Here is a 20,904-nt window from a genome sequence, read left to right as displayed (position 1 = left end):
ACGCGATCGGCGCCCCTGCCGATCGCCCCATCCTTCCTCGGAGGTGAGCTCCATGAGCAACGACGCTCAGCAGCTCGGCGATCGCTATATCGCCGTCCAGGAGTCGGAGGACTTCCAGCGGCTCCGCCGCAAGTTCCGCGGCTTCGTCTTCCCCGTGACTGCCTTCTTCCTCGCGTGGTACTTCCTCTACGTCCTGCTCTCGATCTTCGCCCCGGGCTTCATGGGCACCAAGGTCTTCGGCCTGATCAACGTCGGCCTGATCTTCGGTCTGCTGCAGTTCGTTACGACCTTCGCGATCACCTTCATCTACGTGAAGTGGGCGAACAAGGAGTTCGACCCCCTCGCCGACGAGATCGGCTCGCGCCTCGATGGCGTCCACCACATCGACGACGAGAACCCGGAGGCCTGATCGATGACTACCGTGATGATCCCCGCCGTCGCCGAAGGATCGAACCCGGTCCTCAACATCTCCATCTTCATCGTCTTCGTCGTCGTCACCTTGACCGTCGTTATCAAGGTCGCCGGGGGCAAGAAGACCGCCAGCCAGATGTACACCGGTGGCGCCTCCTTCTCTGGCCGCCAAAATGGCATCGCCATTGCCGGTGACTACCTCTCCGCTGCGTCCTTCCTCGGGATCGCCGGCGCCATTGCCCTCCAGGGGTATGACGGCTTCCTCTACTCCATCGGCTTCCTCGTTGCCTGGCTGGTCGCGCTGCTGCTCGTCGCCGAGCTCATGCGCAATACCGGCCGCCTCACGATGGCCGATGTGCTCTCGTACCGGCTCAAGCAACGTCCGGTCCGGATCGCGACCGCCACCTCGGTGCTCGCCGTCTCCTTCTTCTACCTGCTCGCCCAGATGGCCGGTGCCGGCGGTCTCGTCTCGCTGCTTCTTGGCGTCGACAGCCCCTTCGCGCAGAACCTCGTGATCGCCGTCGTCGGCGCCGTGATGATCGCCTACGTGATGATCGGCGGGATGAAGGGGACCACCTGGGTGCAGATCATCAAGGCGGTCCTGCTGATCGCGGCTGCGGCCCTGATGAGCCTCTGGGTCCTCGCGAAGTTCGGGATGAATCTCTCGAGCGTCTTCCAGGGTGCGATCGACACGACCGCTGCCTCCGGCGATGAGAAGACCGCTGCCGCGGCCTCCAAGCTGCTCGACCCGGGCCTGAAGTACGGCAAGAGCCTCACCACGCAGGTGGACTTCATCTCGCTCGCGATGGCGCTCGTCCTTGGTACCGCGGGTCTGCCGCACGTGCTGCAGCGCTTCTACACCGTGCCGACCTCGAAGGAGGCCCGCAAGTCCGTCGAGTGGGCGATCTGGCTGATCGGTGGCTTCTACCTGCTGACCCTCGTCATCGGCTTCGGCGCCGGCGCGCTGGTCGGCCCCGACGCGATCCTCGCCGCTCCCGGCAAGGCCAACTCGGCGGCCCCGCTGCTCGCCCTGGAACTCGGTGGATCGCCGCTGCTCGGCATCGTCTCGGGTATCGCCTTCGCCACGATCCTCGCGGTCGTTGCTGGCCTGACCGTCACGACAAGCGCCGTGGTCGCCCACGACCTCTACAACGAGGTCTTTAAGGGCGGGACCGCCACCAGCGACCAGGAGGTCAAGGTCGCCAAGCTCGCGGTGCTGGTCATCGGTACCGTCGCGATCTTCGGCGGGATGGCGGCCAAGAGCCAAAACATCGCCTTCCTCGTGGCGCTCGCCTTCGCCGTCGCCGCCTCGGCGAACCTCCCGACGATCCTCTACAGCCTCTTCTGGAAGCGCTTCACTACTCGAGGCGCGCTGTGGTCGATCTACGGTGGTTTGATCTCGTCGCTGGTGCTGATCACCTTCAGCCCGGTGGTCTCCGGCAAGCCGATCGACGCGACCGGCAAGAGCCCGTCGATGATCACCGACCCGTCGATCGACTTCCACTGGTTCCCGCTCGACAACCCGGGCTTGGTCTCGATCCCGCTCGGCTTCTTCCTCGGGTGGCTCGGCTCGGTGACGAGTAAGGAGTTCAACCGCGCGAAGTACGCCGAAATGGAGGTGCGTTCGCTGACTGGTCACGGGGTGGCCGAGGCGATCGACCACTAGATCCGGCTCGGTCTGCCGAAGGGGGAAGGGTGCGCCCTTCCCCCTTCGCGCATCCCCACGGAATTAGGGACACCACGGGCGCAGACGCGGCGGCGACCAAGGGGCTAAGGTTCGCAAAAGGACCACCCCCCACGGCACGCCACGGGTCGCGGTCTGGCAGTGGTCTCGCCCGAGTGGGGCGAGAAGGGAGATGCCGCTCGGACCGGATGGCCCCGATCGGCACGCGGGAAAGTAGCAGGGGACAACACGGTGACCACACCTGGCCGACGCACGACCATCTTCGCAGTAACTCTCGGCCTGACGGCGGCGTCCATCGCCCCCGCCCTGGCCGCGCCCACACCAACAGCGGAGAGCAGCCCGATCGCCAGCACGGCGCCCGTTGAAGACCCGGCCCCCGGCGACCCCCCGGTCGCCGACACTGATACGCCAGCGCACACCGACGTCACGGTCGCGGCCCCGTCCGGCAGCGCCGCGACTGCTGCCACCACCTTCCTCGCCAAGCGCGAGCAGACCTACGGCATCGACACCGACGAGGTCAGCGTCGACCAGGTGGACGTCCAGGGCCAGGACGCCGCGGTGCGCCTTCAGCAGGAGGTCGACGGCGTACCGGTCCTCGGCGCTACCTATGTCGTTCGGCTATCGGGGAAGGGGAGCAAGCGGGTCGTCACCGGCACCTCCGGCCGCTACTTCACCCAGCTCGACGTCGACACCGCGAAGGGCGTCCCAAGCGGCCCCGCACGCCAGGTCGCCCAGAAGGTCACCGGTCAGCGCTACCGCTTCGCCGCAGCACCAAGCGTGGAGGACAAGGGCCTCGTCGTCCTCCCCTTCGACCAGGGCGTCTTGACTCGTCACCTCACGGTGACCGGCTTCGACACCGCGACCTCCACCCCGGTCCGCGAGCAGGTCTACCTCGCTGCCGGACTCGGGCGGCCGGTCCTGCGGTACAACGATCTGCCCACCTTCGCACCGACCGCGCCGAGCGATGACCAGGTGACGACGACCGGCAAGACCTTCAACCAGCCGGACAAACCGCTCCATGTCACCCGGGCGGGCTCCCGGTACAGCCTGCTCGACCGCAGCACCCCGATGTACGCGAGCTCCGGCGGCACCATCGCCACCTTTGACGCCAAGCGGCGCGATGCCGGGTACTTCCTCCAGCCCCCTCGTGGCGCCGCGGGGATGACGCCGGTGAGCTCGACGACGGTCCCCTTCACCTCTGCCAGCAACCGGTACGGCGCGCTCGACGCGCACTGGGGCGCCCGCGAGGTCTACGACTACTACCGCGGCCTCGGACGCAACAGCCTCGATGACAAGGGCGGCTCGATTGAGTCGATCGTCGGTCTCACGATGGAGGGCAACGACTACGCCAACGCCTTCTGGAATGGCAAGGCCATGTTCTATGGCACCGGCGGTAGCGGATATAAGCCCTTCTCCGCCTCGCTCGATGTCGTGGCCCACGAGATGACTCATGGGGTGACGGAGCACTCCTCGAACCTCGTCTACTTCGGCCAGTCCGGCGCCATCAACGAAGCCGTCTCCGACTACTTCGGCAACGCCGTCCAAAACAAGGTCCTCGGCATCAGCGAAACCTCCAACCGCGCGAGTCTCATGGGCGAGGACCTCTGCATCAGCAAGTCGATGACCTCGTGCGCGATCCGCGACCTCCGCAAGGTCGTCAAGACCTCTCAGTACCTCGGCGGGTTCGAGGACAACGGCGGGGTGCACACCAACTCTCTGATCCCCGGCGGGGCCATGTGGCAGGTCCGCCGCGACCTCGGGGCCGACCTCGCCGACCGCGTCTTCTACCGCGTCCAAACCCAGTACCTGACGCCGCTCGCCGGCCTCACCGACCTGCGCGTCGCGACCATCAGCGCCGCCCAGGATCTCGGCGCGACGAGCGAGCAGCGCGCGGCGATCGGCCGGGCATTCGACTCCCGCGGCATCACCGCCGGCTGGGAACGGTCGGTGGCGAAGGTGGACAGCGTCGCCTTGAAGCGCAACACCGGTGCCGCGGTGGACCGACCCGGTGTCCACGGCTCGGTCTGGGTGATGTCGATGACCGCGAGCAACCTCTCTGGCCCGGCCATGATCCGGATGGGGAGCACCAGCAAGCCGGGAAGCAGCCGGGTGATCACCAAGGACAAGAACTCCTCGTACACCCTCCCGTCGATCAGCCGGACTCGGGTCGGCTGGATTCGGATGTCCCTGAGTGGAGGGCGCCTGCGGACCCGCGTCGAGATCGCGCCACGCAACCGACTGGATCGGCCCACGGTGATCGCCGATACCCGCGACATGGTGACGAACCTCTCGGTCGGCAGTTCGACCGTCGCCTGGACCCGGGCGACCTCGTCCTCTTCGTCGATCTACGTCCGCCGCCCCGGCGGTAAGACCATCAAGATCGCGCCCGGTCGCGGACGCGTGCTCAGCGATACGACGGTGATCGAGGATCAGGTCGTCTACACCGACAGCCCCGGCTGGGGCAGCTCTCGGGTCGCCAACGTCCTGGCCTATAACGCGCGCACCGGCAAGACCAAGAAGCTCACCTCGGTCACCGGGAGCGCCGGTTACGGCGTGGGGCTCGGCCAGCCAGCCGTTGCCGGGAAGTGGGTGGTCTTCCCCGCTGACCGGGTCGACGACCGCTGGGGCGCCGCCGGGATCTGGCGCGTACCGCTCGCCGGTGGGACGGCACGTCAGGTGCTCTCCGAGACCCACCGATGGGCGCCGATCGGGGCACCCGTCACCGCCTCGACAACCCACGTCACCTTCGCCAACGACAAGACCTCCTACCCGGAGTCACGCCTGTACCAGGTCCCGATGGGTGGCGGCTCGATCCGCCGAATGTCCTGCAGCACCGGCACCCAGGGTCTGGCGGTCGCGGCCTCCCGCCAGCGGGTCGTCTGGGTCGATTACTCGGTCGGCGGACCCGACCTCGTGACGAGGGAGACCTCGCGGGCTCGCTGCTAAGCGGCCCCGAGCGTCCGGTCACCGCCTGGGCCCCTTGTATCAAATCGGCTCCCGACCGACTCAACCATTCGTGTGCTCCCGGCGTTCGTCGGGTGCACGACCTCATCACCGCTCATCGGACGCAAGGGGAATCACGTGAACAGAGCAGGTCGCCGCAACATCGTGGTTGCGGTGTCAACGGCCATGCTGGCGGCCGCAGTCGCCCCAGCCATCTCGATATCAAGCGCCACGGCTGCGCCAGGACCGGTCACCCTCGACACTCCAGCGGAGCCTGCTCCGGGTGACCCACCAGTCGCCGATACCGACACCCCCACTCATACCGAGATCAAGGCCGCTGCTCCGACCGGCAGTCCGGAGAGCGCCGCGAAGAGCTTCCTCTCCAGCCGGGAACAGACCTACGGGATCGACGAGAAGGACCTCACGCTTGAGCGCGTCGATACCCAGGGCCAAAGCACGGCGGTCCGGCTCCAGCAAGAGGTCGACGGGGTGCCGGTGCTCGGCGCGACCTATGTCGTGCGGATGAAGGGCAAGGGCTCGTCCCGCGTCGTGACGGGGACTTCGGGCCGGTACTTCACCGACCTCGCCGTGCCATCGAGCGTCCCGCTTCCGAGCGGGCCCGCGAAGGTCATCGCGCGGCGCGCCGTCACTGAGAAGTACCGCCTGGCGCAGGCACCGGCGGTGACCGACCGCGGCCTGGTGATCCTCCCCTTCGGCACCGGTGTCCGCACCCGTCACCTCACCGTGGTCGGGGTGGACCGCACCACCAACAGTCCGGTGCGCGAGCAGGTGTACCTCGCCGAGGGCACGGGGCGGCCGGTCCTGAGCTACAACGACCTGCAGACCTTCGCGCCCGCCGCCAAGGCACCCGGTGACCAGATCACGACCACCGGCGCCACCTTCAACCAGCCCGATAAGCCGCTCAACGTCACCCAGACGGCGACCGGCTACGACCTCGTTGATCGCACCGCGCCGATGCACACCGGGTCCAAGGGCGAACTCGCCACCTATGACGCCAAGCGCGCCGATGCCCTCGAGTTCGTCTCCTTCGAAGCCAAGGGGCCGGAGGGCTTGAAGCCGGTCGGAGCCAAGCACATCCCCTTCACCGCCAAGGACAACCGCACTGGAGCGTTGGACGCGCACTGGGGCGCGCGCGAGGTCTACGACTACTACCGCGGGCTCGGGCGCAACAGCCTCGACAATCAGGGCGGCTCGATTAACTCCGTCGTCAACGTCACCTTCGGCGGCGAGGACTTCCCCAACGCCTTCTGGAATGGCAAGGCGATGTTTTATGGCACCGGCGGCGACGGCTACAAGCCCTTCTCAGCCTCCCTGGACGTGATCGCCCACGAGATGACCCACGGGGTCACTGAACACTCGTCCAACCTGGTCTACTTCGGCCAGTCCGGCGCGATCAACGAAGCCGTCTCGGACTACTTCGGCAATGCCGTGCAAAACAAGGTCCTCGGCATCAGCGAGACCTCCAACCGAGCAAGCCTCATGGGCGAGGACCTGTGCTTCATCAAGTCCTGGAAGTCGTGCGCGATCAGGGATCTGCGTCAGGTCGTGAAGACCTCTCGGTATTTCGGCGGGATCGATGACAACGGCGGGGTGCACACCAACTCGCTGATCCCGGCCGGCGCGATGTGGCAGGTCCGTCAAAACCTCGGGGCCGACCTCGCCGACCGCGTCTTCTACCGCGCCCAAACCCAGTACCTCACACCACTGTCGGGCTTCACCGACCTACGGGTCGCCACCCTCAGCGCCGCCAAAGACCTGGGCGCCACCAGCGCCCAACTGAGCTCCATCGGCGCCGCCTTCGACTCGCGCGGCATCACCCCCGGATGGGAACGCTCCATGGCGAAGGTGGACAGCGTCGCCCTTCGCCGCAATGTCGGCGCGGTGACCGACCGCCCCGTCATGCATGGGACCAACTGGATCCTGTCGATGACCGCCCCGAACTTCCAGGGCAACTACTTCTTGCGGATGGGCAGCACCAACTCGCCGACCAAGAGCTCCGTCATCAGCCGCGACGCCACATCGAATTACCTCCTCCCCGCGATCAGTTCGACCCGCGCCGCGTGGATTCGCTTCACTGAGCGTGGTGGCGAGTGGCGGACCCGGGTCGAGATCGCCGACCGCAAGCGCCTGGACCGACCTAAGGTGGTCCTCGACGGTCCGTTCGTGATGATCACGAACCTGCAGGTCGGGACGACAACGACCGCGTGGATGCGCGCGAACTCCGCCGAGGTGTCGCTCTATGTGCGCCGCCCCGGGGGGAAGATCGTCAAGATCAAGCCGGCCGAGGGGCGGGAGCTGAGCGACCCGGTGATCAGCGGAGACACCGTCGTCTACGCCGACAACCCCGGCATCGCCGACTCGACCCAGGCAATCCTCAAGGCGTACAACGCCCGGACCGGTAAGACCACGGTCCTGACGTCTTTCCGGACCAACCGTTGGCCGGTCACCATCGGCCAGCCGGCGATCGCCGGGAAGTCCGTCTACTTCGCGGCGGACCGGCTCGATGACTCCGAAGGGGGCGCTGGCATCTTCCGGGTGCCGCTCGCCGGCGGTACGCCGCGCCAGAGTCTCTCGGAGACCAGCCAGTACGCGCCGGGGGCGTCGCCGCTCACGGCCTCGACAACCCGCGTCACCTACGCGCAATCGGACTTCTTCGGTGACTACTCGCGCCTGTACCAACTGCCTCTGCAAGGTGGCACTCCTCGCCGGGTGTCGTGCAGCACCGGGACACAGTTCCTCCCGGCGGCAGGGCGTGGGACGCAGGTGATCTGGATCGATCTGTCGACCGGTGGCCCGGACCTCGTGATGCGGGCGAACTCGCGAGCGTCCTGCTGACCTGACGCGCTCGCGTCATCGTGGCCCCCGGGGATTCCCCGGGGGCCACGATCGTTTCCTCCGGGCCGCGCCGCTGGTCGCGACGACCCGTCCGCCCACCGAGCAGATTCGGCCGACCTGTTGTCTCGCTCACCGGCGCCAGCGACAGTGGTGACCAGACCGATGGGTGCCTGATGCCCCCTTCGCCTCCCCCAGCACTCAATGAGGAGTAACCGTGACGGAGTCCTACGCACCGACCCCGGAGTTCGCCGCCCAGGCCAACGGAACCGAGGCCCTGTACGACGAGGCCACCAATGACTACGAGGGCTTTTGGGCCCGTCAGGCTCGCGAGCGGATCACCTGGAGCAAGGACTTCGATCAGATCCTTGACTGGAGCGATGCCCCCTTCGCCAAGTGGTTCGTCGGCGGCGAACTCAACGTCGCGTACAACTGCGTCGACCGGCACGTCGAGGCCGGCAACGGAGAGCGGGTCGCGATCCACTTCGAGGGTGAAGGGGGCGATACCCGCACCATCACCTACGCCGAGCTCCAGCGCGAGGTCGCCAAGGCCGCCAACGCGCTCACTTCGCTCGGCGTGGAGAAGGGCGATCGCGTCGCGATTTATCTGCCGATGATCCCCGAGGCCGTCTTCGCGATGCTCGCCTGCGCTCGCCTCGGCGCTCCGCACTCGGTCGTCTTCGGCGGTTTTTCCGCCGAGGCACTGCACACCCGGATCGCGGACGCCGACGCCAAGCTCGTCATCACGAGCGACGGCCAGTACCGCCGCGGGAAGGCCGCGCCGCTGAAGGCCGCCGTCGATGCCGCCATCGCCCACGGTGATGACGAGTCGCCGGTTGAGAACGTCCTCGTCGTGCGCCGCACCGGCATCGACGTCGACTGGACCGAGGGTCGTGACCTGTGGTGGGACGAGGTCGTCGACGGCCAGGCCGACACGCACGAGGCGCAGCCGCACGACAGCGAGCACCCCCTCTTCATCCTCTACACCTCGGGGACGACCGGGAAGCCGAAGGGGATCTTCCACACCACCGGCGGCTACCTGACCCAGGTCGCCTACACCAACGCGGTCGTGCATGACCTGCACCCCGAGACCGATGTCTACTGGTGCACCGCCGACATCGGCTGGGTGACCGGCCACTCGTACATCGTCTACGGACCGCTCGCCAATGGTGGGACCCAGGTGCTCTACGAAGGCACCCCCGACACCCCGCACCAGGGGCGTTTCTGGGAGATCGTGCAAAAGTACGGCGTCACGATCATGTACACCGCGCCGACCGCGATCCGGACCTTCATGAAGTGGGGCGATGACATCCCCGCGAAGTACGACCTCTCCTCGATCCGGGTGCTCGGCTCGGTCGGTGAGCCGATCAACCCCGAGGCCTGGCGCTGGTACCGCAACCACATCGGCGCGGGTTCGGCTCCGATCGTCGACACCTGGTGGCAGACCGAGACCGGGGCGATCATGATCAGCCCGCTGCCGGGCGTCACCGAGCTGGAGCCGGGCAGCGCCCAGCGGCCGATCCCGGGCGTCAGCGCCGAGATCCTCGACGACGAGGGCCAGCCTTTCGAGGAGGCCGACAAGGTCGGGTACCTCGTGCTCACCAAGCCCTGGCCGGCGATGCTGCGTGGCATTTGGGGCGACCCGGACCGCTACCGCGACACCTACTGGTCGCGTTTCGGCCCGAAGTACTACTTCGCCGGCGATGGGGCGAAGTACGACGAGAAGGGCAACATCTGGCTGCTCGGCCGCGTCGATGACGTCATGAACGTCTCCGGTCACCGGCTCTCGACCGCCGAGATCGAGTCGGCCTTGGTGTCGCACGAGAAGGTCGCCGAGGCCGCGGTGGTGGGCGCCAACGACGACACCACCGGTCAGGCCGTCGTCGCCTTCGTCATCCTGCGCGAAGAGGACCAGGCTGCGGTCGACGAGGCCGGCAACGGCGACGAGCTCGTCCAAGAGTTGCGAGGCCACGTCGCCAAGGAGATCGGCCCGATCGCCAAGCCGCGCCAGATCATGATCGTCCCGGAGCTCCCGAAGACGCGCTCCGGCAAGATCATGCGCCGCCTGCTAAAGGATGTCGCCGAGAACCGCGAGGTCGGGGACGTGACCACCCTCGCCGACTCGTCGGTGATGAACCTCATCCAGTCGGGCCTAAAGAAGTAGCTCCGACGACAACTCCCGCACGAAGGGGGTGGCGCCGGCCTCGCGAGATGGCCCGCGCCACCCCCTTCGTCCCGTCTTTGCTTAAGCACGGCCTCGATGCTCACCCTCGTGGGTAAGCATCGAGGCGCTGCTTAAGCAAAGTGAAGAAGGGAGGGGGCGGTCGCCCGCCGTCGCGTCGTCAGTGGGTTAGGCCCTCGCGGGGTGCGTCTCCCGCGGGTCGGGCGGAAGGGGCAGGCCCCGCATCGGGGTCCACGTGCCGCGCGCGATCATCACCTCGCGCAGGGTGTCCGGCCGATCGGTGATGAGGCCATCGACGCCGACGTCGAGCAGTGCGTGCATGAGATCCGGATCGTCGACGGTCCAAACGATCACTCGAATCCCGAGGCGGTGCGCCCTCCGGACCAACTTCTCCGAGTGGATCGGCATCCGGCCAAGCCGGATCGGCACGTGAGCAAAGCGCCCCTGCACGAGCGCCGCGGGCACCGGGACGCCGGCCTTGCTCGCCGAAATCAGCGTCGTCAGCGAACGCCACCCGAGCGCAGTGCGCACGTGCGGTGCTTGGCTGCGCAGTTGCTCGATCCACCCATCCCAGGCGCCAGCGACGCACACCCGCTCGGCAAAGTCCCGCCGCTGCAAGAGCCGGGCCATCGGGGCGATCGCCCCGCGCTCCTTGAGGTCCACGGTGAAGCAGGCCTCCGGCCGGTCCTCCAGCGCCTCCGCGAGCGTCGGGATGGGCTCGGTCCCCCCGACCCGCACCGTCCGCAGCCGCCGGGCGCTGACCGCGTCGACGCGACCCCAGCCGGTCGTGCACCGATCCAGCGTCTCGTCGTGGAAGCACACCAACTCACCGTCGGAGGTGAGCCGGACGTCGGTCTCGAGGTAGCGCAGTCCGAGCGCCGTCGCCATCGCGAATGCGGCCAGGGTGTTTTCGGGAGCGAGGGACGCGCCCCCGCGGTGAGCGATGGCCAAGGGGTCGCGTCCTGCGCCGTACCTCATGGCCCCATGTTGCCGGTGACCGACGGGGGTACACCTCAGGAAGCGGGTGGAGCGACCGAGCGTTCACCGACCTTTTGAGCGGGCGCCGCCGGGCGGCCACCGTCTCGTTAGTGCGAGACCGAGCACTGCCCCGCTCGACGCAGGACGACCTCAGTGATCGCGGTCGCTCGCGGCCGGTTCATTGTGCGTCTCGGGCTCATAGAGGTCGTCCGGGTTGGTCCGCGGATCGACCTTGGCGCCGGACATCACGGCCGCCCGGCTGAGGGTGTTTGAGGCGACCGAGGACACGAGGAGCAAGGCGATGATCGTGATGACCATCTTGATCGTCCCGGTGAGGTCGAACCCCACCTGAGCGAGCTTGTGCACCCAGGCGCCAGCAACGATCGAGGTCAGGCCCATCCCGGTGGCTGGCGAGAGCGAATTGATGCGCGAGAGCGCGTCCGGCACCCGCCGGATCGCGACGGCGCTCACGAGCACCCACAACGCGCCGCTGATCACGAGGATGGCCGCGACGATCTCGGCGATGATTTCCCAGGTCTGCATCAGCGCCGCCCCCTCGTGATGATGCGCGCGAGCGCGATGGTGGAGAGGATCCCGAGCATCGCGGCGAGCATGGCCGCGTCGACGACGACGGTCGAGGTGTACAGCATGCTCAACAGGACGATGACCCCGACTCCGCAGAAGTAGATCAGGTCACCGACGACGGCCTGGCTGGCAGCGTCCTCGGCGTCTCGGATCTGGGTGAGCCCGATGACGATGCACACGGCGAGGATTGCCATGGCGATCCCGACGACGACGGTCATGCGCGCCCCCTTCCGTCCTGGCCGATCGGGTCGGCACCCGGGGCCATCGGGATCTCGTCAGCGCGGCGGCCGCGGGTGGCCCGGAGGAGTCGAGATTCCATGTCGCGCAGGTCGGTAAGCACCTGCTCGCGGGAGTCGGCATACATCACGTGGACGAAGAGGGTCGGCGGGTGGTCCTCGGTCGCCGAGGCTGTCCCGACGACCAACGTCCCCGGAGTCACCGTGATGGACGAAGCCATCCAGGTGATCTCCAGGTCGGTCGAACAGCGAAGGGGGAACTCGATGATCGCGGGCTTCAGTTTGGACCCGGGGGTCATCACGTCGGCGGCGATCATGGTCGCTCCCTTCACCAGTTCAACCGCGATGAAGGCGGCATAGCGTGCCGTGTGCCATGGGTGCAGGTACATCACCGGGGAAGCACCGCCTCGACGTAGGGAGCGATCTGGGTGAGGTCGGTGCCCGCCTGCTGCATCACCGGAGCGATCGCTCCGATGGCGAGGAAGATCCCGACCGAGACGACCATGAGCGCGATCCCGGGAGCCGCGATCTTCGCCCCGATCCGCACCTCGGGTGGGCACGGGATGGGCTCGGTGAGCCGGGTGCGCGGGCTATCCGCGCGGTAGGTCTCCATCGGCTGACCCCAAAAGACCCCGTCCCACATCCGTTGCAGGGCAAGAAGGGAGAGGATCGAGGCAATGATGATCGAGGTGATCATGGTGGCCGCAATCCAGGGCGTCGCCTGAGCGGCGGATGCGACCAGCGCCACCTTGCCCCAGAGCCCGGAGGCGGGCGGCAGGCCGACCAGGGACAGCAACCCGATCGCAAAGACGCCCGCCACCCACGGATCACGCCGGATGAGGTCGGATAGCCGATCGAAGCGACCTGAGCCGTAGGTGTGTTCGATGGCACCCGCGAGGAGCAGCAGCGCACCCATCGTCACGATGTGGTGGACCATGTAGAGCAGCCCGGCGCCCAAGGAGAAGGCGGTGAAGACCGCGAGGCCGACGAGGATGTGCCCCACGCCGCTCACCATCTGGAAGGACAGGGCGTGGCGCACGGTTCGCTCGCCGAGCGTGCTGAGCGCCCCGACGACGATGGTGAGTGCGACGAGGACAATCAGGACGGGCAGCCACGGGGCCTCACCGGCGAAGGTCACCGAGTAGATCCGGTAGATCGCATACAACGCCACCTTGGTGTGGAGCGCGGAGAACAGGGCCATGATCCCCGGCGAGGTCGCCGGGTAGGTCCGCGGCAGCCAGGTATGCGCCGGGACGACGGCGGCCTTGATCGCGAGCGCCAACAACACCACGGTCAGGGCGAGCCCGACACGCGGGTCCTTCGCCCCGAGTCCGGCGAGCGCGGCCAGGTTGACGGTTCCGGCGGCGCCATAGACGAGCCCGACCCCCATGAGCAGGATCGTGCTCGTCACCAAATTGACGGTGACGAAGAGCCGACCCACGCCGAGCCGGCGCCAGGACCCGGTGAGGGCGATGAGCGCGTACGACGGCAGGAGCATGACCTCGACGAAGACGAAGAGGTTGAAGAGGTCACCGGTCAACAGCGCACCGTTGACCCCGGCGATCAGCATGAGGACGAGCGGCACCACGAAGCGATAGCGGCTCTCGCCGGTGATCACGAGGAAGGCGCAGGTCGCGCTGGTCGCGAGGCCCGTGACCGTGATCATCACGGCGCTGAAGGTGTCGGAGACGAAGGGGATCGCGATGCCGTCGGCGAAGCCGCCGAGCGCGTTGGCGACCACCGGGTTTTCGCGGTGGTAGCCGATCATGAGGACACCGACCACGGTCACGATGACCGGCATCGCGACCATGACGATCGCCCCGAGCGTCCGGTTACGCACGAGGGTCATCACCGCGGCCGCGAGGAGCGGCACGATGACGAGCAGCGGGAGAAGGGGGGCGATGGTCATCGGTCGTGGGTCTCCCCGGTCGCCGGCATCCGGCGGGTGTCGTCGTTGTGCCCGAGCACCGCGAGCATCAGCATGAAGACCGTCACCGCGAGGGTGATAACGATCGCGGTCAGGACGAAAGCTTGCGGAAGGGGGTCAGCGGCCGACTCGGCAGCCGTCGCGCTCGCGATCGGTTCACCGCGCCAGGCGGGGACCCCCGCGGCGAGCAGGACGAAGTTCGCGGCGTGACTCATCAGCGAGACACCGAAGACGATCTGAACCATCGAGCGCTGTTGCACAAGGTAGACCCCACCGGCGGTCAGGACGGCAATCGTGACGAAGAGGATCATCGGCCCTGCTCCTTCGGTCGGACGCCTTCACTGAGGTGGGTGGTGCGAGCTCCTACTCGCGTATCGGTCATCGGTGGATCGTCGGCCTCGCCGACATGTTCGCCGCGGACGGTGTCCATCGGGCCCGGCAGTTCGCCTTCGACGCTCTCGTCCACGCGTTCGCGGGTCCCCTCGGCGCCGTCCAGCCCGCCCGAGTCGGAGGCTCCGAGGAGGTTGAAGGCGACGATGATGAGTCCGAGGACCGCGGCGTAGACCCCGAGGTCGAAGATCAGCGCCGACGAGAAGTGCACCTCGCCGATGTACCAATGGATCGGCTCGAGGAAGGCCCCCTTCGCAAGGAGACCCCACAAGCCCGTCGCAATCGCGACGCCAATCCCGCCTCCGATCAACCACAGCGGCATTCGCGGCGGACCGATCTGCCGGTCCCGAGAGGTCGACAGATAGATCAGACCGACGATCGCCGAACCCACGAGGGCAGCGATGAAGCCGCCGCCGGGCTCGTTGTGGCCGCGCCAGAGCAGCAGGGCCGAGATGACCGCGAGGATCGGGTTGAGGAAACGCACCATGAGTTGGAGCGGCACCACATTGGGCCAGGCACTTTCGATCGCGCGCTGGGCCGGGGATGGTGCGGGACGAAGGGAGAGCTCCGGCACCGGGACGTGGTGCTTGTTGTCCTCCGCCGGCGGATCGATGTACCGGTTCCGGACGCTGGAGAGCACGGCGATGATCGCCACCCCCGCGAAGCCGAGCACCCCGAGCTCACCGAGGGTGTCGAGGGCTCGAAACTCGACGAGGATCGTGTTGACGATGTTGTCGCCACCGGTGATCTCCGGCCCCTGGGTGAGGTAGAAGTCGGCAACCTCCGCGCGGGGACGGCGTCCGGTGAGCGCCCACGCCCCCAGACCGACCGCGAGGCCGCTGCCGAGCGCGAGGAGGATCTTCCCCGTCAGGATGGGGCGCCCTTCGGCTCCGGCGTGACCGAAGCGCAGTGGCAGCTTCTGCAGCACGAGCATGATCACGATTACGGTGAGGGCTTCGACGAGCAACTGCGTCAGGCCGACGTCGGGCGCACCGAGGCCGATCAGCTGAGCGGTCGCGAGGATGCCGACGGCGCCCAGACAGAGCGTGGCGGCAAGGCGCGAGCGGGTTGTGCAGACGCCGATCACCGCGGTCGTCAGCAGGACTAGGAGAAGGGCGTCGATCGGCCGGGAGAGGTTGGGCACCAAGGGGTTCGCCGCGATCTCGGAGCGGACCGCGACGACGCCGACGAGGAGCACGGCAAGGAGCGATCCCGCCATGACGGCGACGTGCCGGGTCGGGTGATCAGCGCGAGTCCAGCCGGCGACGCGGTCGCCCACCCGCACCAGGGAGCGGGTCATGGCCGCGAGCACGGTCGCCCCGTCGGGGACGCCGGTCTCCATGTGGATGGGGCCCATGAGAGCGCGGCGCTTGACGAGCAGCGTCGTGCCGACGGCGATGATCGCGAGGGTGACCCACAGTTCGAGGGTGAAGCCATGCCATAGGCCGAGGTCCGGCTCGATCGTCGCGCCGGGGAAGGCCGCCTCAGCGGCGCGCTGGACGGGAGTGTTCAGCACCGAGGCCATGAAGGCGAGCGGGAGGCCGACGACGATGGGCAGGGCGGCCCAGCCGATCATCGGCACCGACACCGGCTTGATCTCGCGCGAGGACGTGCCGTCGACGAAGCCGCCAAGGACGATCCGCCCGCAGTAGACGAAGGTCGCGACGGCAGCGAGCGCCCCGACCGCGAGGGTCAGGTAGCCCGCGATCTCGCCCCCGGGCGCCTCACCGAAGGCGTGGAGGATTTCTTCCTTCGAGATGAAGCCGAGCATCGGGGGGATCCCGGCCATCGACGCGCAGCCGAGGATCGTCACGACGAAGGAGACCGGCATCGCCTTGTACAACTGCGGCAACCGGTTGAGGTCACGGGTCCCGGTCGCGTGGTCGACAACGCCGACCATCATGAACAGACCGGACTTAAACAAGGCGTGCGCGATCGTGTGAATCACCGCGGCGACCATGGCCCCGGTCGTCCCGACACCGATCGCGGCGGTGATGAAGCCGAGCTGGCTCACCGTCGAGTAGGCCATCAACTTCTTCAGATCATGCTGGCGGATCGCGATCAGGCCGCCCAGCCCGGCGGTAAAGAGGCCCGCCACGATCAGAGTGATCTGCCAGGCGAGCACGTCGTGGAAGGCCGGGGAGAAGCGCAGCATCAAGAAGATGCCGGCCTTCACGACTGCCGCCGCGTGCAGGTACGCGCTCACGGGGGTGATCGCGGCCATCGCGTCGGGGAGCCACACGTGGAAGGGGAACTGCGCTGACTTGGTGAAGGCGGCGATCAGCACCAGGATCGCGGCCAGGGTCGCGAAGCCGGGCTCCTTCGCCCAGACGTCGGAGGCGAAGGCCTCGCTGATCGACGTGGTGCCCGTCCGCCACGCGATGACGCCCAAGCCCGCGAGGAGCGACAGGCCGCCGACGAAGGTGATGAGCAGCGTGCGCATCGACGCCGTCTCCCCGGCGCGCCCCGAGCGCGCGATGAGCAGGAAGGACGCGAGCGAGGTGAGCTCCCAGCACACGAAGAGCAAGACCATGTCGTCGGCGAGGACGAGCCCCACCATGGCGAAGGTGAAGGCCGCCATCACCAGGTAGAAGGAGGTTTGCCTCCCTTCGCCGAGGTAGTCAGCGGAGTAGAGGAAGACGACCGCGCCGATGATGAGCGCGATCATCGCGAAGACGAGGCCGATGCCATCGAGCTTCAGCGCGAAATCCACCCCGACGGCATCAATCCATGGTGTTGACCAGGTGACGTCGTTACCGGCGAGCACCTCGCGAGCGCCGGGAATCAACAGGCCCGCCGCCAGCAGATACAAGACGGCGAGGGGCCAACCGGCACGGCGGCCCAAGGCGCGGGTGAGAAGGGGGGTGACGGCGACAGTCGCGCCGAGCAGGACGATGATCCAGATTAAATCCATGCGGCGCCCTAGCCCGTGATCGCTTGGCCATCCGAGCAGCCGCTGCCTACCGAATTGTCGGGGGGCGTGGCTGCGCGGCAGTCAAGGAACATGGCGGACAGTTTACCGATCAGAAGGACTGCTTCGTCCCATCGCCTTGGCGCACGGGTAAGGTGGCGATGAGCCCTCGCATGACCCGCGATCCAGGAGCACCATGAGCATCGACCGAGTCGACCGTACCGCCACGTCCAGCGCCGCCGCCCGCCGTCTTGTCGGTGAGCCCGAGCCCGGCGCCAACGAGCGCACCATCGGGCAGCTCGTCGCCGATGTCACGACCGACCTCGGCACGATCGTGCGCGATGAGATTCAGCTGGCCAAGACCGAGGTCACCAAGGGCGTCAGCATCGCCGGCAAGGGCATCGGGATGCTCGCGGGCGCTGCCTTCGTCGGCCTCCTCGGCCTGATCTTCCTCTTCCACACGATCGCCCAGGTCATCGCGATCTGGCTCCCGATGTGGGCGGGGTACCTCATCACGACGGTCCTGCTCTTCCTCATCGCCGCGATCGTCGGCCTGGTGGGCTTCAAGGCGGTCAAGAAGGCCAAGCCGGTGCCCGAGCGCGCCATCGCCCAGGGCAAGGAAACCGTCGAAGCGATCAAGCCGGGATCCTGAGCGCTCCCGACGCCGCCGCGGCCCTCGTCGAGGGCCCGTGGGAGCACCGCTTCGTCCCTGCCAACGGTGCCCGATTCCATGTCGCCCAGGCGGGGCATGGGCCACTCGTCGTGCTCGTCCACGGGTTCCCGGAGTTTTGGTGGACGTGGCGCGCGCAGATTCCCGCGCTCGCGGCGGCGGGCTACCGGGTGGCCGCCATGGACCTGCGCGGGTTCGGGGCCTCGGATAAGCCCCCTTCGGGCTACGACGCGCAGACGGCGTGCGATGACATCGCCGCGCTGATCCGATCGCTCGGAGCCGATCGGGCCGCCATCGTCGGCCACGGCCTCGGCGGCTGGTTCGCCTGGAGCATGCCGGGTCTCCACCCGGAGGTGACGGCCGCGATCGGGTCGGTCGGGATGCCCCACCCGTCGGTGTTCCGCAAGGCCTCGTGGCGCCACCCGAGCCAATGGAAAGCCAACGATTACATCCGGTCGCTGCAGACTCCCTTCGCCCCCGAACGCCACGTCGCCGGGCGCCGCTCCGATATCACCGTGCGCCTCGCCGAATGGTCCGGCCCCGACACGAGGTGGCTCGCCGACGACGTCACGAGCCGGTACGCCACCGTCATGTCGGTCCCCTTCGCTCCCCAGGCCGCGGCGCACTACTACCGCTGGGTCGTGCGCTCCCGGGTCACCGCGGGCGGGTGGAGTTACAGCCACCGGGTCCGGCGCCCGATCACGGTGCCCGTGCTGCAGGTTCAAGGCGCTCTCGACAGCGCAGTACTCCCCTCGCTCGCCAATGACAGCGCCCGCTATGTCCGCGGTCCGCTCCAACTCGCGACCGTCCCCGGTGTCGGACACTTCGTCCAAGAGGAAGCGCCGGAGACCATGAACGACCTGCTCCTCACCTGGCTCGCCGGCTGCCTTCCCGTCCGGTAGCCGGTTCGATGTGATCCGACGTCGCCTCTGACCGTGGGATACATCGAACGGGAAGGGGAAGGGTGCTAGCGGCGCCCCGTCCCGCCCCACCGGCGCAAGTAGGGGCTCAGCATCTTAAGGGGCAGGCGGCGGCGGCGCCCTTCGTCCCACGGCCGCGCGACCCCGCCGGCGTCGAGGACCGTCGTCAGCAACTGAGCGGTGAACCCCCAGACGAAGAGACCCTCGATCTCAAACCCGGGCCCGTGATAGCCCCCAGGAGCCGTCACCGTGAAGCGATTCGCCGGATCGGTGAGATCGGCGACGGGTGCCCGGACGACCCGCTCGACCTCGAACGCGGACTTCACTCCGACCGGGTGCGGTTCGCTCCACCACCCGATGACCGGGTGGACGGCGTTGCTGCTCGGGGTGAGATAGAGCGGCGGCAGGGTGTCGACGATCTCGACGCCGCTCGGGTCCAGACCCACCTCTTCGTGGGACTCTCGCAGCGCCGCGTCGACCGGCCCCTCCCCCGGGTCGAGCCGCCCGCCGGGGAAGGACACCTGCCCCGCGTGCGAGCGCAGGTGAGCCGTGCGCTCAGTCAAGATGATGTCCTCGCCGCCGCGCTCGTCGGGGCCCACCAGGATCAGCACGGCCGAGACCCGCGCGACGTCATCCGGCGGGGCGAAGCGGGTGAACCAGTCAGGGGTGTCCTGCGCGATCGTGGGCCCGACACGCCGAACCCACGCCGGGATCGCGCGGTCATCGCTCACGGGGCGGGCACCCCCTTCGCGCCGGGAGCGAGTTCGTACTTGAGCAGTTTCGCGGCGGCCTCCGGGTCGGTCTCCCCGATCCCGTACGACGGGCAGAGCGCGGTGACCGGGCAGGCCCCACAGGCCGGGCGGCGGGCATGGCACGTGCGCCGCCCGTGGAAGATCAGCACGTGGCTCAGCATCGTCCAGTCCCGGCGAGGGAAGAGGGCGCCGACCACCTGCTCGACGACGACCGGATCGGTCTCCTCGGTCCACCCGAGCCGCCGCACGAGACGCCCGAAGTGGGTGTCTACCGTGAGGCCCGGGATCCCGAAGGCGTTGCCTAACACCACGTTTGCCGTCTTGCGCCCTACTCCCGGGAGGGTCACGAGGTCCTTCAAGCGCGCCGGGACCTCGCCGCCGAAGCGCTCGACGATCGCTTGGCTGAGGCCGATCACCGAGCGCGTCTTCGCCCGGTAGAAGCCGGTGGGCCGCAGGATCTCCTCCATTTCGGCCGGGTCGGCACCCGCGAGGTCCTCCGCGGTGGGGTAGCGGGCGAAGAGGATCGGCGTCACCTTGTTCACACCGACATCGGTGCTCTGTGCGGACAGCACGGTCGCGATCAGCAGTTGAAGGGGGCTGCGGAAGTCGAGTTCGCAGTGCGCGTAGGGGTAGCGATCGCGCAGGATCCGGTAGGTCTTGCGTGCGCGGCGCGTGAGCGCGAGCGGGGTTTCGGGCACGCCGACCACCCTACGACCTGCCACGACCGGGAAGGTGACGTGGCACACTATGGCCCGTGGACCTTGACGTGGTGAGGCGAGCCCCTCTCTTTGCGACCCTGGACGATGACTCCGCGCGCGAAATTATGGCCTCGATGCAGGCCGTGCGCATGGAACGAGGAGACATCCTCTTCCATGAGGGCGATCAGGGCGATCGGTTGTACATCATCACCGAGGGCAAGGTGAAGCTCGGCTGTTCGAGCACCGACGGCCGCGAGAACCTCCTCGCGATCCTCGGCCCATCGGAGATGTTCGGTGAGCTCACCCTCTTCGACCCGGGTTCACGCACTGCCACCGCGACCGCCGTCGCCGAGACCCAGCTCATCGGGCTCGGCCACGAGCAGCTCCAGCAGTTGCTGATCGAGCACCCGCGGATCGCCTCGACGCTCCTCGCCGCGCTCGCCCGCCGCCTGCGGCGCACGAACGAAAACCTCGCCGACCTCGTCTTCACCGATGTCCCGGGCCGCGTCGCGAAGGCGTTGCTGGAGCTCAGCAAGCGCTTCGGTCGGCCGGTCGAGGATGGGATCCTCGTCGCGCACGACCTCACGCAGGAGGAGCTCGCCCAGCTCGTTGGCGCCTCGCGCGAGACGGTCAACAAGGCCCTCGCCGACTTCGCCACCCGCGGCTGGCTGCGCCTCGAAGCCCGCGCCGTGCTCCTGCTCGACGTCGAGCGCCTCCAACGCCGCGCCCGCTAACCCCAACCCCCTCCCCCCTTCCCCTCCCGT

At 67.9% G+C, this 20,904-nt stretch carries 17 protein-coding genes; 8 read left to right on the top strand and 9 right to left on the bottom strand.

Annotated elements, in window-relative coordinates:
• Positions 1-52: 52 nt before the first annotated feature.
• From AB8K43_RS02455 to acs, 5 genes are all read left to right on the top strand, one after another.
• The gene (locus AB8K43_RS02455; protein WP_370890984.1) at positions 53-409 is read left to right on the top strand and encodes a DUF485 domain-containing protein; all 357 of its coding nucleotides are present in this window, start codon (positions 53-55) and stop codon (positions 407-409) included.
• 3 nt (positions 410-412) lie between these two features.
• Entirely contained in the window at positions 413-2,077 is a 1,665-nt protein-coding gene (locus AB8K43_RS02450) for a cation acetate symporter (protein WP_370890981.1), read from the top strand.
• 249 nt (positions 2,078-2,326) lie between these two features.
• Positions 2,327-5,041, top strand: a complete 2,715-nt coding sequence (locus tag AB8K43_RS02445) for a M4 family metallopeptidase (protein WP_370890979.1) — start codon at positions 2,327-2,329, stop codon at positions 5,039-5,041.
• Positions 5,042-5,176: 135 nt separating this feature from the next.
• A complete protein-coding gene (locus tag AB8K43_RS02440; protein ID WP_370890975.1) occupies positions 5,177-7,894 on the top strand; it encodes a M4 family metallopeptidase in 2,718 nt (905 codons plus the stop codon).
• A gap of 214 nt (positions 7,895-8,108) precedes the next feature.
• Positions 8,109-10,055, top strand: a complete 1,947-nt coding sequence (gene acs, locus AB8K43_RS02435; protein WP_370890973.1) for an acetate--CoA ligase — start codon at positions 8,109-8,111, stop codon at positions 10,053-10,055.
• A gap of 186 nt (positions 10,056-10,241) precedes the next feature.
• On the opposite strand, the gene AB8K43_RS02430 is transcribed toward acs, so the two are convergent.
• The 7 genes from AB8K43_RS02430 to AB8K43_RS02400 all read right to left on the bottom strand — a co-directional run bounded on the left by AB8K43_RS02430 (position 10,242) and on the right by AB8K43_RS02400 (position 17,103).
• Entirely contained in the window at positions 10,242-11,051 is an 810-nt protein-coding gene (locus AB8K43_RS02430; protein WP_370890970.1) for a glycerophosphodiester phosphodiesterase family protein, read from the bottom strand.
• A 150-nt stretch (positions 11,052-11,201) separates the two neighbouring features.
• On the bottom strand, positions 11,202-11,594 hold the full coding sequence (locus tag AB8K43_RS02425; RefSeq protein ID WP_370890967.1) for a cation:proton antiporter: 393 nt from the start codon (positions 11,592-11,594) through the stop codon (positions 11,202-11,204).
• Positions 11,594-11,854, bottom strand: coding sequence for a monovalent cation/H+ antiporter complex subunit F (locus tag AB8K43_RS02420; RefSeq protein ID WP_370890965.1), 261 nt, complete (start codon positions 11,852-11,854; stop codon positions 11,594-11,596). Before AB8K43_RS02420 ends, AB8K43_RS02425 begins: the two co-directional genes overlap by 1 nt.
• The gene (locus tag AB8K43_RS02415) at positions 11,851-12,261 is read right to left on the bottom strand and encodes a Na+/H+ antiporter subunit E (protein WP_370890963.1); all 411 of its coding nucleotides are present in this window, start codon (positions 12,259-12,261) and stop codon (positions 11,851-11,853) included. The genes AB8K43_RS02420 and AB8K43_RS02415 overlap by 4 nt, the downstream gene beginning before the upstream one ends.
• Entirely contained in the window at positions 12,261-13,781 is a 1,521-nt protein-coding gene (locus AB8K43_RS02410) for a monovalent cation/H+ antiporter subunit D family protein (RefSeq protein WP_370890961.1), read from the bottom strand. The genes AB8K43_RS02415 and AB8K43_RS02410 overlap by 1 nt, the downstream gene beginning before the upstream one ends.
• A complete protein-coding gene (locus tag AB8K43_RS02405) occupies positions 13,778-14,110 on the bottom strand; it encodes a sodium:proton antiporter (RefSeq protein ID WP_370890959.1) in 333 nt (110 codons plus the stop codon). Before AB8K43_RS02405 ends, AB8K43_RS02410 begins: the two co-directional genes overlap by 4 nt.
• Positions 14,107-17,103: a DUF4040 family protein gene (locus AB8K43_RS02400; RefSeq protein WP_370890957.1), complete on the bottom strand. Its 2,997-nt coding sequence runs from the start codon at positions 17,101-17,103 to the stop codon at positions 14,107-14,109. The genes AB8K43_RS02405 and AB8K43_RS02400 overlap by 4 nt, the downstream gene beginning before the upstream one ends.
• A 193-nt stretch (positions 17,104-17,296) precedes the next feature.
• Here AB8K43_RS02400 and AB8K43_RS02395 point away from each other — a divergent pair, with 193 nt between their 5' ends.
• Together AB8K43_RS02395 and AB8K43_RS02390 are read left to right on the top strand one after the other, a co-directional pair.
• The gene (locus AB8K43_RS02395; RefSeq protein WP_370890955.1) at positions 17,297-17,752 is read left to right on the top strand and encodes a phage holin family protein; all 456 of its coding nucleotides are present in this window, start codon (positions 17,297-17,299) and stop codon (positions 17,750-17,752) included.
• A gap of 110 nt (positions 17,753-17,862) precedes the next feature.
• Entirely contained in the window at positions 17,863-18,672 is an 810-nt protein-coding gene (locus tag AB8K43_RS02390; protein WP_370890953.1) for an alpha/beta fold hydrolase, read from the top strand.
• A 65-nt stretch (positions 18,673-18,737) separates the two neighbouring features.
• On the opposite strand, the gene AB8K43_RS02385 is transcribed toward AB8K43_RS02390, so the two are convergent.
• Together AB8K43_RS02385 and nth are read right to left on the bottom strand one after the other, a co-directional pair.
• Positions 18,738-19,421, bottom strand: coding sequence for a CoA pyrophosphatase (locus AB8K43_RS02385; protein WP_370890951.1), 684 nt, complete (start codon positions 19,419-19,421; stop codon positions 18,738-18,740).
• Entirely contained in the window at positions 19,418-20,140 is a 723-nt protein-coding gene (gene nth, locus AB8K43_RS02380; RefSeq protein ID WP_370890949.1) for an endonuclease III, read from the bottom strand. Before nth ends, AB8K43_RS02385 begins: the two co-directional genes overlap by 4 nt.
• 56 nt (positions 20,141-20,196) lie before the next feature.
• Here nth and AB8K43_RS02375 point away from each other — a divergent pair, with 56 nt between their 5' ends.
• Positions 20,197-20,874, top strand: a complete 678-nt coding sequence (locus AB8K43_RS02375; RefSeq protein ID WP_370890946.1) for a Crp/Fnr family transcriptional regulator — start codon at positions 20,197-20,199, stop codon at positions 20,872-20,874.
• Positions 20,875-20,904 lie beyond the last annotated feature (30 nt).

Origin of the sequence: Janibacter sp. GXQ6167, from assembly GCF_041365945.1 — a bacterium.
Taxonomy (GTDB): domain Bacteria; phylum Actinomycetota; class Actinomycetes; order Actinomycetales; family Dermatophilaceae; genus JBGFSK01.
This window is presented reverse-complemented; position numbering and strand designations above follow the sequence as displayed.